Annotated in this window: 16 protein-coding genes; 8 read left to right on the top strand and 8 right to left on the bottom strand. The window is 58.9% G+C overall.

Going from position 1 to position 17,168, the window contains the following annotated elements; all coding sequences use genetic code 11:
- Positions 1 to 20: 20 nt before the first annotated feature.
- Complete coding sequence (locus ACP90_RS23805; protein WP_062490400.1) at positions 21 to 647, bottom strand: TetR/AcrR family transcriptional regulator; 627 nt, start codon at positions 645 to 647, stop codon at positions 21 to 23.
- A 94-nt stretch (positions 648 to 741) separates the two neighbouring features.
- On the opposite strand from ACP90_RS23805, the gene ACP90_RS23800 reads away from it, so the two are divergent.
- A complete protein-coding gene (locus ACP90_RS23800; protein ID WP_158514214.1) occupies positions 742 to 1,536 on the top strand; it encodes a MipA/OmpV family protein in 795 nt (264 codons plus the stop codon).
- A 212-nt stretch (positions 1,537 to 1,748) separates the two neighbouring features.
- Here the strand turns inward: ACP90_RS23800 and ACP90_RS23795 are convergent, their stop codons facing one another.
- The 7 genes from ACP90_RS23795 to ACP90_RS23765 form a co-directional block, all read right to left on the bottom strand.
- Positions 1,749 to 2,132 carry a VOC family protein gene (locus ACP90_RS23795; protein ID WP_145915830.1) on the bottom strand — a complete coding sequence of 128 codons (384 nt, stop codon included), beginning with the start codon at positions 2,130 to 2,132 and terminating at the stop codon, positions 1,749 to 1,751.
- A 141-nt stretch (positions 2,133 to 2,273) separates the two neighbouring features.
- A complete protein-coding gene (locus ACP90_RS23790) occupies positions 2,274 to 3,518 on the bottom strand; it encodes an RNA polymerase sigma factor (protein ID WP_062490397.1) in 1,245 nt (414 codons plus the stop codon).
- On the bottom strand, positions 3,487 to 3,879 hold the full coding sequence (locus ACP90_RS23785) for a YciI family protein (RefSeq protein WP_023002194.1): 393 nt from the start codon (positions 3,877 to 3,879) through the stop codon (positions 3,487 to 3,489). The genes ACP90_RS23790 and ACP90_RS23785 overlap by 32 nt, the downstream gene beginning before the upstream one ends.
- Before the next feature lie 167 nt (positions 3,880 to 4,046).
- Positions 4,047 to 5,030, bottom strand: a complete 984-nt coding sequence (gene mbfA / locus ACP90_RS23780) for an iron exporter MbfA (RefSeq protein WP_062490396.1) — start codon at positions 5,028 to 5,030, stop codon at positions 4,047 to 4,049.
- A gap of 184 nt (positions 5,031 to 5,214) precedes the next feature.
- Positions 5,215 to 6,609: an aspartate aminotransferase family protein gene (locus tag ACP90_RS23775; protein ID WP_023002192.1), complete on the bottom strand. Its 1,395-nt coding sequence runs from the start codon at positions 6,607 to 6,609 to the stop codon at positions 5,215 to 5,217.
- A gap of 31 nt (positions 6,610 to 6,640) precedes the next feature.
- On the bottom strand, positions 6,641 to 8,047 hold the full coding sequence (locus tag ACP90_RS23770; RefSeq protein ID WP_031269805.1) for a glutamine synthetase family protein: 1,407 nt from the start codon (positions 8,045 to 8,047) through the stop codon (positions 6,641 to 6,643).
- A 152-nt stretch (positions 8,048 to 8,199) separates the two neighbouring features.
- Complete coding sequence (locus ACP90_RS23765; protein WP_062491927.1) at positions 8,200 to 8,877, bottom strand: GntR family transcriptional regulator; 678 nt, start codon at positions 8,875 to 8,877, stop codon at positions 8,200 to 8,202.
- Positions 8,878 to 9,077: 200 nt separating this feature from the next.
- On the opposite strand from ACP90_RS23765, the gene ACP90_RS23760 reads away from it, so the two are divergent.
- From ACP90_RS23760 to ACP90_RS23730, 7 genes are all read left to right on the top strand, one after another.
- A complete protein-coding gene (locus tag ACP90_RS23760) occupies positions 9,078 to 10,466 on the top strand; it encodes a glutamine synthetase family protein (protein ID WP_023002189.1) in 1,389 nt (462 codons plus the stop codon).
- 150 nt (positions 10,467 to 10,616) lie between these two features.
- Positions 10,617 to 11,711: a polyamine ABC transporter substrate-binding protein gene (locus ACP90_RS23755; RefSeq protein ID WP_031269801.1), complete on the top strand. Its 1,095-nt coding sequence runs from the start codon at positions 10,617 to 10,619 to the stop codon at positions 11,709 to 11,711.
- An 81-nt stretch (positions 11,712 to 11,792) separates the two neighbouring features.
- Positions 11,793 to 12,950 (top strand): ABC transporter ATP-binding protein, encoded by a 1,158-nt coding sequence (locus tag ACP90_RS23750; protein WP_062490395.1) that lies wholly within the window; start codon positions 11,793 to 11,795, stop codon positions 12,948 to 12,950.
- A gap of 9 nt (positions 12,951 to 12,959) precedes the next feature.
- Positions 12,960 to 13,889 carry an ABC transporter permease subunit gene (locus ACP90_RS23745; protein ID WP_055657590.1) on the top strand — a complete coding sequence of 310 codons (930 nt, stop codon included), beginning with the start codon at positions 12,960 to 12,962 and terminating at the stop codon, positions 13,887 to 13,889.
- Positions 13,886 to 14,710: an ABC transporter permease subunit gene (locus ACP90_RS23740; RefSeq protein WP_023002185.1), complete on the top strand. Its 825-nt coding sequence runs from the start codon at positions 13,886 to 13,888 to the stop codon at positions 14,708 to 14,710. The genes ACP90_RS23745 and ACP90_RS23740 overlap by 4 nt, the downstream gene beginning before the upstream one ends.
- Positions 14,711 to 14,849: 139 nt before the next feature.
- Positions 14,850 to 16,004 carry a GNAT family N-acetyltransferase gene (locus ACP90_RS23735; RefSeq protein WP_062490393.1) on the top strand — a complete coding sequence of 385 codons (1,155 nt, stop codon included), beginning with the start codon at positions 14,850 to 14,852 and terminating at the stop codon, positions 16,002 to 16,004.
- A 14-nt stretch (positions 16,005 to 16,018) separates the two neighbouring features.
- Positions 16,019 to 17,164: a GNAT family N-acetyltransferase gene (locus ACP90_RS23730; RefSeq protein WP_158514213.1), complete on the top strand. Its 1,146-nt coding sequence runs from the start codon at positions 16,019 to 16,021 to the stop codon at positions 17,162 to 17,164.
- Positions 17,165 to 17,168: the final 4 nt, after the last annotated feature.

Here is a 17,168-nt window from a genome sequence, read left to right as displayed (position 1 = left end):
GGTTTTCGGACAGGCGGCCGTCAGACTTCCTTATTTCTGGTCAGGTAAAGCAGTTGAGGGAAGATTTCCTCCAGTGCCGGGTCTCGTCCGGTTTCCGCATTGGCCGTATAGAACTGCCGATTTGCCTTCAGATTGGCATAGCCGTGAATGAACGCCCACAGCATGGTTTCAACGGAAGTCCGGTGAACGGGGTTCTCGCAATTCTCTGGTGAAAGTCCTTCGGAGACCTCCCTAAGAACCGCATAGGCTTCGCGGCTGGCCGGCTGAAGCTCCGGATAGATGTCGATCTGTCGTTCCATGGAGAACATCAGCCGGAACAGATGCGGGTTCTCTTCAACGAAGGCGATGTAACCGCGGGCGCTTGCGAGTATCTGTTCACGGGCGTCGTTGGACGCATCCGCCATATGCCGGCGCATCGTGCTCGCAAACTGCCGAAATCCTTCCGTCGCGATGGCTGCCTGCAGAACGGCAAGGTTGGCAAAGTGGTTCTTCGGCGCTCCATGCGATACGCCGGCACGGGCGGCACACGCCCGCAGCGAAAGGGCTTCAAGTCCATCTTCGTGCAGAATGTCCAGCCCTGCCTGGATCAGGGCCTCTTTCAGATTGCCGTGATGATATTTCGGGTCGCTCAGGCCTGTTTCCTCCAAAAGTTGACACTGTCAACATTTTCGTTGACGGCTGAAAATTCCGCATATAGACAGTGACAACATTGCTGGGGTCGCAATGCAGAAGGGTTGTCTAATGTCGTCTAAGTGTTATGTGCGGGCTAGCGTCCTTGCAAGTCTCGCGCTTGTCGCATGTCCTGCCATGGGGGAGGAACAGAAGGACTGGAGCGTACTGGTTGGCGCTGGTCCCTTCTTCGGTCCGGAATACCTGGGCTCCAAGGACTACGGTTTCGTTCCCGGCATCATCGCGTCTGTGCAAAAGGGGCCTTATTTCGTCAAGTTCAACGGTTTGACGGCGACCGCCAACGTGCTGCCTTTCGACAGCTTTTACGCCGGGCCGCTTATTGGCTACGGTACGGGCCGCAAGGATGTGTCCGACAATGTTGTCGACAAGCTTCCCGATGTTGACGAGGAGCTCTGGGTTGGTGCCATGGCAGGCGGTGGTTACGCCGGATTGCTGCTTGATCGCGATTCACTTGGTGCCAGTGTCGAGATTGCCCATGACGTCATCGGCGACAGCGGCACAACGGCCACATTCAGCCTGGGTTACGAAATCAACGCGACCCAGCGACTGGCTATCGGCCTTGATGTCTCCACGACCTTTGTCGACGGCACCTATGCTGACGCCTACTATTCCGTGACCGCAAAAGGCGCGGCCGCGAGCGGTCTCAAGGAATACAAGGCCGACGCAGGCTTCAGGGACGTGAGCGTGGATGTCTCGTCAAGATTTGCCGTAACCGAAAACTGGGGCGTCGGTGGCCTCGTCGGCGGGTCGGTGCTTCTCGGCGGCATGGCCGATAGCCCGATCGTTGAAGACCGGGGAGAGGCGCTCAACGGCCATGGCGGTCTGTTTCTCTGGTACAAGTTCTGATCGGCGGTCTGCACGGAAAGCTGCTCTGACGCGGAAAAACTGTGCCGGAACCTTTCCCGGAAAAACCACGAAGCGCACCAGCGCCAGAACGTCATCCGTTGCATCAGTGGCTCCGTCAGCCAGAATTTTCGAAAGGTTATCGCGGGCCGCATTCCACCAAGCGTGCCCCGGCACAAGGCCGGGGCTGCTGAAGGTTCAAGCGGCAGGCGCAATCACGCGTCTGTCGGCTCTTCGTATGTGATCATCGCGATCACGCCTCCGAACGGGTCGACGATCGTTGCCATGCGGCCGACGTTTGGAATGCTCATCGGTTCCATTGCAATCGTCGCACCAAGCGCACGAGCCTTTTCGACACGCGCATCGACACTGTCGACAGTCACATAGGGCAGCCAACGGGGACTTTCAGTTTCCATGGATGGGAAGCCGCCGATCATGTTTTCATTGTTCATGATCATGGTGTAGGGGCCTACGCCCACATCCACGGTTTTTGTGCCCCAGCCGAACAGGTCGGAATAGAAGGCCTGCGCCTTGGCACCGTCAGCGCAATGAAGTTCCATCCAGCTGAACGCGCCATGTGTTTGCGACGGAGTGCTCATGTCTTTCATCCTCTGTGTTGAAAACAATTGCCTGGCAGTGCCAGGTGATCAGAGGACGGCGGGCGACAGGCAGACCCGACAGGGGGACCAAAAAATATTTTTTTCTGATCGGATCTGAGCAAGACGAGGCTCGAAACAGGCCTATGGTCCGCCAGAAACCTTCATTTTCCGGCGGATATGGTCGCGATCGACATCGGTTCCCGCAAATTCCAGCGCTTTGCGGTAAGCGGCCTGAGCCTCTTCAGCCAGGCCCAGTTCTTCCAGAAAGGTAGCGCGGACAACGTGAAAGTTCGGGTAGCGCTCCAGAGAGCCAGCCAGTTTCTCCAGGCGGCACAAGCCGGCCTGCGCACCGTTCAGCTTTGCCTGGACCACGGCGCGGTTGAGCGCGACAACCGGTGAAGGCCGGATATGTTCCAGGGCACGGTAGAGCCGGTCGATCTCGACCCAGTCGGTGGTTGCGTAGGTCGCAGCCTGGGTGTGGGTCGAGGCAATGGCTGCCTCGATCTGAAAGGGGCCGGGCCGCGCCTTGCGCAAGGCGGCCTCAAGCAGAATGTTGCCTTCGGCGATCAGTTTCCGGTCCCAAAGCGAACGGTCCTGGTCTTCCAGCGTTACGGCAGCGCCGCTCCGGCTCAGCCGGGCCTTGCGGCGGGAATGCTGGATCAGGCAAAGGGCCAGCAAGCCGCGCAGTTCCGGTTCTTCGGGAAACAGCCGAACGATCAGGCGGGCCAGGCGGATCGCTTCCTCACACAGGGGCTCGCGGATCAGTTCTTCACCCTGTGAAGCCGCATAGCCTTCGTTGAAGATCAGATAGATGGCATTGGCTACGGCGGAAAGTCGCTCGGCACGGGCGGTTCTGTCCGGCTCCTCATAGCTCAGTTTGGCCGCCTGCAGCCGTTTCTTCGCACGCGTGATACGCTGTTCCATGGTCTTGGCCTGTACCAGAAATGCACGGGCAATCTCCTCCACAGCAAGACCTGCGACAATTTTCAGGGAAAGGGCAATCTGCTGGTCCCGGCGCAGCACCGGGTGGCAGCAGGTAAACAGAAGACGCAGGATGTCGTCCCGGTAGACGGCATGATCCAGCGATTGGGTCAGCTCGTCTTCCGGGTGCGGGCCTTCGGGAAGAGGCTCGAGATCATCCGGTGCGGTGAGGGTTTCCTTTTTGCGTTTCCGCAGCGTATCGATGCCGGCATTGGGTCCGGCTATGATCAGCCAGGCAACCGGATCCGCCGGCATCCGGTCGGGTGACCACGCCTTGAGCGCTTTCAACGAGGCGTCCTGAAACGCATCCTCGGCAAGGTCAATGTCGCCGAAGACGCGGTTGAGCGCTGCCAGGACGCGCGGGCGGGCAGCCCTAAGATGCGCTGATAACCAGGCGCTCGGCATTCTTGAAATCGGCTCCCTCGAAGAATTCCACCGGACGAATTTCTATGCGACCATGATCCAGTGGCAGGATCTTCACCGCCTCGATGGCGTCCTCCAGTGTCGGGCAGTCGATCACGTAGAAGCCCATGAACTGCTCTTTCGTTTCGGCAAAAGGCCCGTCAGTGACAATAAAGTCGTCCTTGTCCTTGTTGATCGTGACCGACGTTCCCGTCGACATCAACTTGGTTGCAACGGCGAAGGAGTTGTTTGTCTTGGTGTGTTCGTGAAAGGCGCCGTGTTTCTGATAAACGGTGGCGAGCTCTTCCGGTGGCAGAGCGTCAATGAAATCTTCGCTGGCGTAAATCAAAACGGAAAAAAGCATGTGGGTCCCTCCGGTTGCTTGGATTGATACCCAAGGAACGTGCAGGCGCGAGCTTATCCGACAGCCGACCGAAAAAAAGTGAAAACTTGCCTGCGATCGGGACATGGCCTGGCCGAAAGGGAGAGTTGCCGACCGTTAAGCCGGGCAACTTCAGTCCGTGTGATCTTCTAGGCGTTGCCGATGAGAACGCCTGCCGCAAAGACCAGCGAACCACCGAGGACAACCTGGAAGGCTGCCCGCAGAAACGGTGTTTCCATGTAGCGGTTCTGGATCCAGGCAATCGCCCACAATTCGATGAAAACGATGAATGCGGCGACAGTTGTCGCTGTCCAGAATTCGGGAATGAGATAGGGCAGGGCGTGACCAAGACCGCCGAGGGCGGTCATGATGCCCGAGGCGAGGCCGCGCTTCAGTGGTGATCCGCGTCCCGAGAGCACGCCGTCGTCGTGGGCCGCTTCCGTAAAGCCCATGGAAATGCCCGCCCCGACGGAGGCCGACAGGCCGACCAGGAAGGTCTGCCAGGTGTCCTGCGTCGCGAAGGCGGCGGCAAAGATCGGAGCCAGCGTTGATACCGAGCCGTCCATCAAACCGGCGAGGCCCGGCTGGACGTAGGTCAGGATGAATTGCCGACGTTCGGTCTCGCGCTCCTGTTCCTGCACGTCGTCGGGCGTGTGTTTGGCTCCAAGGCGCTGGGCGAGATTCTCGTGGCCTTTCTCGGCAACCGCAAGATCGCCCAGTAGCTTGCGGGTTCCTGCGTCCGAAGTGCGCTTGGCAGCTTCGGTGTAGAAGCGATAGGCCTGCGCCTCCATTTCCTCGGCCATGGCACGGACTTTCTCCAGCCCGAGGGGGCGCACCAGCCAGTCGGGCTTGCGGTCGTAATAGCCGCGCACATGTTCCCGGCGTATGAGAGGGATCGTTTCGCCGAACCGAGCCCGGTGCTGTTCGATCAGTCTCCGCCGGTGCTGGTTTTCCTCTGCGGCCATGTCGTCGAAGACCTTGGCCGATTGCGGATACTGGTCACGCAGACCATCGGCATAAGCCTTGTAGATGCGGGCATCGTCCTCCTCGGAGGAAATCGCAAGCGCCAGGATTTCCTGTTCGGAAAGGGATGAGAAATCCCGCTTTCCCAGTCTGAAAACACGTCCGAACATCAATGCCTCTCACCCAGGATTACCATTTTGCAGGTGGACCGCCTTCAGGCAGGCAGCACGCCGGCCCCGAGCCGGTTCGATCACCGATCAGGTTATATTCGGATGTTAGCAAATTAAGAGAAGCCGAACCGATGCCAAGATGACGCATGTTTCATCGTCCCCGCAACCGGTTCGGCTGTCGGTGTCAGCCTATCCAGCCGTCACGCTTCAGGACCTGATAGGTCTCGTCGAGGGTTTTCTCGGCGGTCTTCACCAGTATATCCGCCTCCTCGTGGGTCAGGACCAGCGGCGGCGAAATGATCAGGCTGTCGCGCACCGCGCGCATGACCATGCCGTTGCCGAAGGAAATGTCGCGGCAGATGGTGCCGGCCGTGCCGACGTCCTTGAACGGTCGGTGCGGGTTTTTCTTGTCCGGCACCAATTCCAGCGCACCGACAAGGCCGGTCATGCGGGCTTCGCCGATCAGAGGGTGATCGCCCAGCTTCAGCCAGCGTTCCTTGAGATAGGGACCGATATCGGTCTTGACGCGCTCGACCAGGCCTTCGCGTTCGATGATTTCCAGGTTGGCGAGTGCAGCCGCGGCGCAGGCCGGGTGACCGGAATAGGTGTAGCCGTGGTAGAACTCTTCACCCGAAAGCATCAGACCTTCGGCCACGCGATCGGACACCATGACACCGCCCATCGGCAGATAGCCGGACGTCAGGCCCTTGGCGATGGGCATCAGGTCCGGCTTCATGCCGTAGTGGGTCGAGCCGAACCATTCGCCGAGACGGCCGAAGCCGCAGATGACCTCGTCGGAAACGAAGAGGATATCCCGTTCGTCGAGAATACGGCGGATTTCCGGCCAATAGGTCTCCGGCGGAATGATGACACCACCGGCGCCCTGGATCGGTTCGGCGATGAAGGCCGCAACCTTGTCCTCACCGATCTCGTCAATGGCTTCTTCCAGTTTGCGCGCGGCAAAGACGCCGAACTCTTCCGGGCTCATTTCATGGCCTTCACCGAACCAGTAGGGCTGGTCGATGTGATGCACGCCCGGAACCGGCAAGCCGCCCTGCTGGTGCATGCCCTTCATGCCGCCGAGGCTGGTGCCGGCGAGCGTCGAGCCGTGATAGCCGTTCCAGCGGCCGATGATCACCTTCTTGTCCGGCTTGCCCATCTTGTCCCAATAGGTGCGGACCATGCGGAACACGGTGTCGTTGGCCTCGGACCCGGACGAGCAGTAGAACACCCTGTTGATGTGATCGGGTGCCAGTTTCGCCAGCTTTTCAGACAATGCAATCGCGGGCGGATGGGTCGTCTTGAAGAACGTGTTGTAATAGGACAGTTCGTTCATCTGCTTGTAGACTGCATCCGCAATCTCCTTGCGGCCATGGCCAACCTGCACGCACCACAGACCGGCCATGCCGTCGAGGATCCGGTTGCCTTCCGAATCCGTCAGCCAGATACCGTCGGCATGGGTGATCACCCGGCTGCCTTCCTGGTTCAGCGACTTCATGTCGGAAAAAGGATGCCAGTGATGGGCGGCATCGAGCTCCTGAAGGGCCTTGGTCGGATAGATGTTGGAATGGGCCGTCATTGGCGAACGCTCCGGATAGTGACAGACGGGATCAGACGTTGAGCAGCAGGTATTCCCGCTCCCAGGGGCTGATCACGGACATGAAGGTTTCAAATTCCTCGTATTTGATCGCGCGGTAGGTGGCGACGAACTGTTCGCCGAATACCTCGATCATCTCGTCGGATTTTTCGAACTTTGCCAGCGCCTCTGGCAGACCTCGCGGCAGGGACTTGGACCGTTCCGAGCAGTCGTCAGATTTCGGCGAATCCGGCTTGAGCCCGTGGACCATTCCCAGGTACCCGCAGGCAAGGCTTGCGGCGATCGCGAGATACGGGTTGACGTCGGACCCCGGTACCCGGTTTTCCAGACGACGTGCCTGGGCGTTGGAATAAGGCACACGCAGACCCACCGTGCGGTTGTCGTAGCCCCAGTAGACATTCACCGGTGCGGTCGAGGTCTTGGAGAACCGGCGATAGGAATTGACGAAAGGCGCCATGATGCAGGTGACCCGCGGAAGAAACCGCTGGTGACCGGCGATGAATGACAGGAACGCCTGTGTTTCCTCGCCGTTTTCATCCGCGAAGATGTTGAGGCCGGTTTCCTTGTCGACCACCGACTGGTGAATATGCATCGCCGAACCGGGCTGGTTCGACATCGGCTTCGACATGAAGGTGGCATACATTTCGTGACGCAGCGCGGCCTCGCGGATGGTGCGCTTGAACAGGAACACCTGGTCGGCCAGGGCCAGCGGTTGGCCATGGCGCAGGTTGATTTCCATCTGCGCTGCGCCTTCCTCGTGGATCATCGTGTCGATCTCGAGGCCCTGCTGTTCCGACAGGTCGTAGATGTCGTCGATCAGGTCGTCGAATTCGTTCAGCGCGGAAATCGAATAGGACTGTCGGCCGACTTCCGGACGGCCGGACCGGCCCCGCGGCGGCTCAAGCGGATAGTCAGGATCCGTGTTCGGACGGACGAGGTAAAACTCGATTTCCGGCGCCACGACAGGCTCCCAGCCCTTGTCCTCGTAGAGTTTGAGAACACGTTTCAAGACATTGCGCGGCGCGGTCTCGACCGGTGCACCCTGCCGGGTGACGGCGTCGTGGATCAGCTGCGCGGTCGGGTCGCTTTCCCAGGGCACGGTGGTAAGGGTGCTGTAGTCGGGCTTGAAATAGAGATCGCCGTCGATGGGGTTGTGCTGAAACCAGTCGTCGTCGTCCGGATAATCGCCCGAGATCGTCTGCGCGAAGATCGAAGCAGGCATCGTCATCACCGGGCCGGAGAAAAACTTGCCAGTCGGCATCATCTTGCCGCGGGCAACACCGGCAAGGTCCGGAACGATGCATTCGATGTCCTGGATGTTGCGCGCGTTGAGCCAGTCACGGGCCGCATCGACATCGGGAACACCGCGCAGGCTGTCGATCGGATTTTCGCTTTCGCTGGCAGGCGTTTCAGCAGTCACAAGAAGCTCCAATGGTTTTGGCACTTTGGCCGGGGCAGGGAAGGCCATTTGGACGGCAAACAGGGGCGTTATCAAGTGCCTGTCTGCATGGGGCTGTCCCGGGTCGGAGAAATCATTTTGTGATCACAAAATGACATGGCTTTCAAAAAGGATCAACCGCCTGATGCATTTGACAGGATTTCCTTGCCGAGAAGCCCCATGCCGTCGGCAATATCGGCCGCGATCGCAGCCCGCAGTGCAGCGCCGTCCTGATCTTCGATCGCGCGGATGGCTTCCTTGTGACGGTCCTCAAGACTGGCAGTGCCGACCCGTCCGTAAACCGTGCGCATGAATGGCGCGAACTGCAGCCAGAGACTGTCGATCAGCGGCAGCAGAACCTTGGATCCGGACGCCCTGTAAATGCGGAAGTGAAAGGCGTGGTTGAGCCGCATGTAGGCTTCTGCATCGCCACTTGTGAGCCGCTCGTCGATGTCGTCATCGATCGCTTGAAGGTCCTTTGCATCCTTGGATGTCAGGTGCGGCAGGGCCAATTCGGCCAATTCCGGTTCCAGAAGAAGTCTTGCTTTCAGCACCTCGTCGAAGCGGGCCGGGGTCATGTCGGGTATCTGTACCCGGCCGTTCGGTTTCACCTCGAGAGCGTTTTCAGCCGCAAGCCGTTGCAACACTTCGCGCACTGGCATCGGGCTGACGCCAAGTTCTGCGGCAAGCCCCCGGATTGTCACGGCTTTTCCAGGTATGAACCGGCCTGTAAGCAGCCCGGACCGGACGGCATTGTCGACCTGCCCACGGGTTGCGCCACGGGACGTGGAAGGGCCGCTGGCCTCCTTCACGGGGCCGGATTGCAAAGCGGATTGCCGAAGGGCCAAAGACGTCCTCCCGAAAAAGTCAAACAGTCAATTTATGCGATCCCGCTTGACAGGGTTTTCCGAAAGTGATCACATTTTTGAAAAGGACGCAAACAAAAGCTGCCGGCCGCCGCAGGAGTGCGGACGGCTCAGTCCAGCAAGACGCAGGGGCGTAAAAACTCTAAATGAACGAGCTTCCCCACCAGATCCTCGAGCATCCGGCGCTGCCCGGCTGGAAGACGGACTTCGAGGCCTTCATGGCCGCCCATCCCGATCTTGATACGCTCGAGGTCATTCTGCCCGATACCAACGGCGTGCTGCGCGGCAAGTGGTTGCCGGGCAAGGCGCTCGAAAAGGTATTCGAGGGCGGCGTGGCCTTTCCCTATTCGCTTTACGGGCTTGATGTCTGGGGGCGCGAGGTCGAGGCCACCGGCATGCATCTGGAAACGGGTGACAAGGACGGTGTCTGCTGGCCGATCCCCGAAACGCTGAAGCTTGTTCCCTGGACCGACCGCAAGACCGCCCAGGTGCTTTTGTCCATGTACGATCGGGACGGCGATCCGTTCCTGGCAGACCCGCGTCACGTGCTGGAAAACATGGTCGACCGGCTGAAGGACGAATTCGGCGTGACCGCCACCTGCGCCTTCGAGTTGGAATTCTATCTGTTCGAGGAAAGTGACGGCGACTGGACGGAGCAGCCCAAGCCGTTGTTCTCCACCCATCTCGGCCCTGCCCGCCAGAACATGTACGCGCTGTCCGACTTGGAGGCCTTGCTGCCGGTGGTGGACGATCTGCGGAAGGCCTGCGAGGTTCAGGGCATTCCGGCGGACGCCGCAGTTTCCGAAGCCGCGCCCGGCCAGTTCGAACTCAACCTGCACCATCGCCGCAACCCGCTCCTGGCGGCCGATGACGTTGTCATGCTGCGCCGCCTGGTGGCAGGTGTTGCCCGCAAGCACGAACTCAAGGCGTCCTTCATGGCCAAGCCTTTCGTGGAATGGCCCGGCAACGGCATGCATGTGCACGTGTCCATGGAAGACGATAACGGCAATTTGTTCGCGGATCCGGAAACCGGCGCAGACCGGCTGGGATATGCCATCAACGGTCTTTTGAAGACCATGCCGGAAGCTCTGTTGCTGTTCATCTCCACCTTCAACGGCTTCCGCCGAATGCAGCCGGGATCCTATGCTCCGGCTTCCATCTGCTGGGGGTACGACAACCGCTCCGTGGCCCTGCGGGTTCCGGCCTCGACACCGGAAGCTGCCCGTGTCGAACACCGGATCGCGGGCGCCGACGCCAACCCCTATCTTGTGCTGACGGGCATTCTCGCCGGCATGATGGAAGGCCTCAGGCTGAAAAAGGATCCGCCTGCGCCCGTGACCGGCAATGCGTATGAGAAACGCAAGAAGCGACTGACCCCCTGGATGGACGAAGCCATTGATGCTTTTGAAGCCTCCAAGTTAATGAAACAGGCGGTCGGAAAGGAAATGCACAAGGTACTTACCGAGATCAAACGGGAGGAACTGAACGAATTTGGGCGGGAGATCTCATCGCTTGAGCGACAGACTTATTTGTGATCGGCTGCTGCCCAAAATCGACGCTGGACAAAAACCGGCGCCATAGCCAATCTGCGGGACAGACAAGACGCAAACAGCGCAAATGTCCATTTGCATTCAGGCACTAGGCCATCAAAGGGCCACTGACAAAACTCTGAGGGGAGTTCTCAAATGACGTTTAAATCCATGTTGACCGGGGTTGCCGTTCTCAGCCTGATGAGCGGTGCTGCATTCGCCCAGGACAAGGTCGTGAATGTCTACAACTGGTCCGACTACATCGACGAGACCATCCTGGAAGACTTCACCAAGGAAACCGGCATCAAGGTTGTCTACGACGTGTTCGACAGCAACGAAGTGCTGGAAACCAAGCTGCTGGCAGGCGGTACCGGCTACGATGTCGTCGTGCCGACCGGAACCTTCCTGGCCCGCCAGATTCAGGCCGGTGTTTTCTCTGAACTCGACAAGTCCAAGCTGACCAACCTGTCCAACATGTGGAAGGACATCGAGGCACGCGTCGACAAGTATGATCCGGGCAACAAGCACTCGATCAACTACATGTGGGGCACCACCGGCTTCGGCTACAATGTCGACAAGGTGAAGGCCGCGCTCGGCGACAACCCGCCGGTGGACAGCTGGGATCTCCTGTTCAAGAAGGAGAACATCGAGAAGCTGAAGGATTGCGGCGTGTTCATCCTGGACGCTCCGACCGAGCTGATCCCGGCTGCCCTCAACTATCTGGGTCTCGATCCGGACAGCAAGGACCCGGCGGAAATCGAAAAGGCCGGAGAGCTCCTGATGTCGGTTCGCCCGTACATCCAGAAGTTCCATTCTTCCGAATACATCAACGCTCTTGCCAATGGCGATATCTGCCTGGCGGTCGGCTGGTCCGGTGACGTTCTGCAGGCGCGCGACCGTGCGGCGGAAGCCGACAACGGTGTGACCGTCGAATATTCGATCCCAAAAGAGGGCGCGCTGATGTGGTTCGACCAGATGGCGATCCCGGCCGATGCTCCGCACAAGGAAGAGGCGCACGAGTTCCTGAACTACATCATGCGTCCTGAAGTGATGGCGAAGGCTTCCAACGTTGTCTACTACGCCAACGGCAACAAGGCGTCGCAGGAATTCCTCAACGAGGACGTGATCGGGGATCCGGCGATCTACCCGACCGAGGAAGCGGTGAAGAACCTCTACACCGTCACCCCCTATCCTCCGAAGGTGAACCGGGTCGTGACCCGCACCTGGACCTCGGTCAAGAGCGGCCAGTAAGCGAACACGAACACCGCCGGGCCCTTTCCAAGGGTCCGGCGATTTAGTCTTGGGAAGGTCTCTTAGGGGTGGGAGATTGTTTTGGCGAAGAAATCGATTGGACCGGTGCGTCGGGCCTACAGCCCGTGGGACGATCCGGACAAGACACCGTTTATCGAATTCCGGAATGTCACAAAGAAGTTCGGTGATTTCACCGCGGTCAAAGACCTGTCCCTGAAAATCTACGAGCGCGAGTTTTTCGCGCTGCTTGGTGGCTCGGGCTGTGGCAAGACCACCTTGATGCGCATGCTGGCGGGTTTCGAGACACCGACATCAGGGCAGATCTTTCTGGATGGCCAGGACCTGGCCGGAATTCCGCCCTTCAAGCGTCCCTCCAACATGATGTTCCAGTCCTACGCGCTGTTTCCGCACATGAGCGTCGAGAAGAACATTGCCTTCGGTCTGAAGCAGGACAAGTTGCCGGCCTCGGAAGTTGAAGCGCGCGTGTCCGAAATGCTGCGGCTGACCAAGCTGGAACAATTTGCCAAACGTCGTCCGCACCAGCTTTCCGGCGGTCAGCGCCAGCGCGTCGCGCTGGCTCGCTCGCTCGCCAAGCGCCCCAAGGTGCTGCTGCTGGATGAACCGCTCGGCGCGCTTGACCGCAAGCTGCGTGAGGAAACCCAGTTCGAGCTGATGAACATTCAGGAAGAACTGAAAATGACCTTCCTGATCGTGACCCACGACCAGGAAGAAGCCATGACAGTGGCCGATCGTATTGCCGTCATGGACAAGGGCGAGCTTGTGCAGGTTGCGACCCCGGCCGAAATCTACGAAGCGCCCAATTCCAAGTTCGTTGCCGACTTCATCGGCGACATCAATCTGATCGAAGCCAACGTCGTCGAGAAATCGGACGCCGGTACGAAGCTGCGTTCGGTCGCGGACAACTTCTCCATCGAAAGTGATCAGGTGACCGATGCCGCCGTCGGCGACCGGGTCTGGTATGCCATTCGTCCGGAAAAGGTCCGCATTGCCCAGGGGCGCCGCGAAAAGGGCGTCCCCAACAGGATCGACGGCGTTGTCTGGGACATCGCCTACCTGGGGGACATGTCGATCATCCATTCGAAAGTCGGCGACGACGACGGCGATACGTTGCGCGCGACCTTCGCCAATGTCTCGCGCATGGTCGAAAACCCGATCACCTGGGATGACGAGGTCGTCATGTCCTTCGACCGGGACGCCGGCGTCATTCTAAAAGGGTAGGAGGAAACGATGTCCGACGTACACGTTCCCGCTCAACCCAAACGGACGCTCGGCGGCTGGCTGCTGATTTCGGTGCCATACATCTGGCTGCTGATCTTTTTTCTGGCGCCGTTCCTGATCGTCTTCAAGATTTCCCTTTCGCAGGTGGCCGTCGCCATTCCGCCCTATGTGCCGACCTTCGATCTGGCAGAAGGCTGGAACGGTATCTGGGAAAGCGTCTCGGAATTCTCCTTCGAGAATTATGTCTGGCTGACGGAAGACGATCTCTACTGGAAATCCTATCTGTCGTCGGTTGTCATCGCGGCTATTTCAACGCTTCTGACGCTCATCATTGGCTACCCGATTGCCTATGGCATGGCACGCAGTCCGCAATCCTTGCGTCCGACGCTGCTGATGCTGGTGATCCTGCCGTTCTGGACCAGCTTCCTGATCCGCGTCTACGCCTGGATCGGCATCCTGAAAAACGAAGGCCTGCTCAACCAGCTTCTCCTGATGCTCGGCATCATCGACGAACCGCTGGTGATCATGAATACCAACATCGCGGTCTTTATCGGCATCGTCTATTCCTACCTGCCGTTCCTGGTTCTGCCGCTTTATGCCAGCCTGGAGCGGCTGGACGGCAGCCTTTTGGAAGCCGCCGAAGACCTTGGATGCCCACCCTGGAAGGCCTTCTGGAAAATCACCGTGCCGTTGTCGCTGCCCGGTGTCATCGCGGGGTGTTTCCTGGTGTTCATTCCCGCCGTCGGTGAATTCGTCATCCCGGATCTTCTTGGCGGGTCCAACACCCTGATGATCGGCAAGACGCTCTGGGTCGAGTTCTTCAACAACCGCGACTGGCCGGTGTCTTCTGCGGTTGCCGTGATCCTTCTGATGATCCTGGTGGTTCCGATCGTGCTCTTCCAGAACCAGCAGCAGAAAATGTCGGAGAGAGATGGATGACGCGCGGCCCGACCTGGTTCAACATCACCTCGCTGGTGGTGGGCTTTTCGTTCCTTTACCTGCCCATCGTGCTGCTGGTGATCTACTCCTTCAACGAGAGCCGTCTGGTGACGGTCTGGGGCGGCTTCTCCACCAAGTGGTACGCGTCGCTGCTGCAGAATGATCAGTTGCTCGATGCGGCCTGGGTGACCCTGCGGGTTGCCTTTGCGTCGGCCACACTGGCAACGATCATCGGCACCATTGCTGCACTTGTGCTGGTGCGGTCCGGACGCTTCGTCGGCCGGTCTCTGTTTTCCGGCATGATCTTCGCGCCGCTTGTGATGCCGGAAGTGATCCTCGGCCTGTCGCTGCTGCTGCTGTTCGTGGCCATGGACTATACGCGCGGATTCTGGACCGTGATGCTGGCGCATACCACCTTCGCCAGCTGTTATGTGGCCGTTGTCGTCCAGTCGCGTCTGGTCGGCTTCGACAAGTCGATCGAGGAAGCCGCAGAAGACCTCGGCTGCCCGCCGGTGAAAACCTTCTTCCTGATTACCTTGCCGATCATCCTGCCAGGGGTCATTGCCGGCTGGATGCTGGCCTTCACCTTGTCTCTGGACGATCTGGTGATCGCCAGCTTCACCACGGGACCAGGCGCCACCACGCTGCCAATGAAGATCTACTCACAGGTGCGTCTTGGCGTGACGCCGGAGATCAATGCGGTCTGTACCATTCTCGTTGCTCTGGTCACCATGGGCGTGATTGCCGCCTCCATTGCGACCAAGCGGCAACAGGCGCAAAAGGAGCGGGACGAAAGGGCGGCCTTTGGCGCGGAAGGGTGATGATTTCCGAAGCTTCCAGAAGTCGGTGATATTGTGTAGACAATACTGAATTTTAACAAAACCATGCCTATTTTACGGTCGGGCGGTACACTTCATTGGTGTGTCCGGGCCGATGGTTTTTATTGGGGTATTGCGAGTGATGGCATTGCGGGAAACAGAGCATCTACTGGCTCTGGAAAGCAGCGCTATTTCCCGGATAAAGGTTCGTGAACTCGAAGCTCCAACGCTTTCGGATATGAGCGGTCTTTGGTCGTCGTTGAAGGGCGGCGTCGTATCGACGCCGTTTCAGACACCGGAGTTTCTTGCAGCTTTGCAGGAAACCAAACTGAAGACAGGTGATTACCGATTTTCAGTGGGCGTTTTCGCGGAGCAAGGCGAGGAAGCCTCTCCCTGTATGCTGTTGCCGCTGGTGCGGTTCCAGCGTGGCCCAATCCGGGTCGTTGGCATGCCGGATTTTGGTCTCGCCGATCAGAATGCGCCGGTTCTTGGTGCAGGATGCCGGGCCTCCAGAGAGTGCCGGGTTGCAATGATCCGGGCATTTTTTGAGCGTCTTCACGATGCGGATATCGTCGACATACATAAACTGCATGGCCGGATCGACGCCCGGGAAAACCCATTGAACTTCATGCCGGAAACCATTTCCCAGAACAGTTCCCTTCTCCTCGATCTTCGCGATGGAGAGGGGTCGGACAATTGGTGCGGCAAGTCCATCTACAAGAAGACCAGATCCAAATTTCGCAGGCTCCTGAAGGAAGGTGTCAGCCTGGTTGAGGCTGAAACGCCTGAAGAGCGAACTGAATTGTTCAAGACACTTGCGGCGCAGCGCAGCGACAGGTTCCGACAGCTCGGGCGGAAAGACAGTCTGGAACGTGAAGACCGTGCTGACTTCTACATCCGCCTTGCGCAGATGGAAGCTTCGTCCTCGCCTTTCAGGGCCATCGCGCTGAAAGGCGGAGAAGAGACCGTTGCGGCCATGGTGTTGATGATGTCTGGTTCCCAGGCGACCGCCGTGCTGGTGTCTATCGGGGATCCGCGGTGGCACGCCTTTTCGCCGGGCATGGTGTTGTTTGCCAAGGCGATACAGCAAGCTGCGCAAACCGGTGTTCGCTGGTTCAGCTTCGGCACAGGACAACAGGAATACAAGCAACGGTTCGGTGGGGTTGAGCAACCTTCCCGACGTCTTCTTATGCCACTCAGCACGCGTGGACGGCTCTTCGTCGGTGCCCGTGAAGCGCATCGTGCCGCTCAGGATATGCTTCAGATCGCGTTGCGCAGGAATGGGGTGGATACGTGACGGAGATGTCGGGCGTGGCAGGAAAGGAGACCTTCCGCGGGCAGGTGGCTGGGCAGAAGCTTCATGTTGTCTGGCATGAGAAGCCCGGCGCGGACCTTTTGCGCTCACTTTGGGCTTCACTACCCGGCGGAGCCATATGTTCGGCGTTTCAGGCACCGCGGTTCGTCGAGTGCTTTTTTCAGGAAATGGCACCTGCTGCGTGCGACACTTTCGGAGTGCTTGCCGCTTATCGCGCCGGTTTGCAGGACCCGCTTGCATTGCTGCCGTTGATCCGTTTCAGGAAAGGTCCGGTTCGCATCGCATCCACTCCCGACCTCGGCGTGGCAGACCAGAACGGCCCGGTATTGAGCGAGGCGCTCGCAAGCGAAGGCGCTGAAACGGTGCAGGCGGTCATGTCCGCCATGATCGAGGCCATCCCGGATGCCGATGTGGTGGACATCAAGAAACTGCACGTATCGATAGGCAGCGCTGATAATCCCTTCTTTGTGCATCCAAACGCGAGCCCGGAAAGCAGCAGCCTCTTTCTGGAAACTGACGCCCTGCTCGCCGCCGGGGTCAAATCCGGGATAAGTATCTACAAGAAGGCAAGGGTCAACTTTCGCAAGCTTCAAAGCGAAGACGTTCAGTTGGTCGAAGCAACGACCCCTGAAGAGCGTGTGAAAATTCTCGAAGCTCTGATCGTCTCCAAGGAGGAGCGTTTCAAAGCACTCGGCCGCGCCAATTCCATGAAACAGGACAACCGGGAAAACTTCTATCGCGCCCTGGCGGCCCAAGCGGGGCTGGAAAATCCCCTGAAGGTTCTGGCGTTGAGGTCCGGTCACGACGCTATCGCCGTGGTTGCGATGTTGGTGGAAGATGGCTACGCCACCCTTATTCTGATTTCGATCGGGGCGGAGCAATGGCACCGGTTTTCACCTGGGATGGTGGCACTGGTTCAATCGATCTACTGGGCGCGGGACAATAACATTCGGGTCTATGGTTTCGGTACGGGTCACCAGGGTTACAAAAGCAGGTTCGGCGCCACGGAACAGCCGACACGACGCCTGCTTTTGCCGCTTACGGTGAAAGGTCACGCGGCGATCACTGCCCTGAAGGCAAAACGGAGTTTCCAGGAAACCGTTGATCGCTGGAAACATCGGAAAACCGCTCAGACAGCCTGATCGG

It is taken from the genome of Labrenzia sp. CP4, from assembly GCF_001579905.1.
Lineage (GTDB): Bacteria > Pseudomonadota > Alphaproteobacteria > Rhizobiales > Stappiaceae > Roseibium > Roseibium algicola.
The sequence above is the reverse complement of the archived record's forward strand: the minus strand, read 5'-3'. Positions and strand labels throughout refer to the sequence as shown.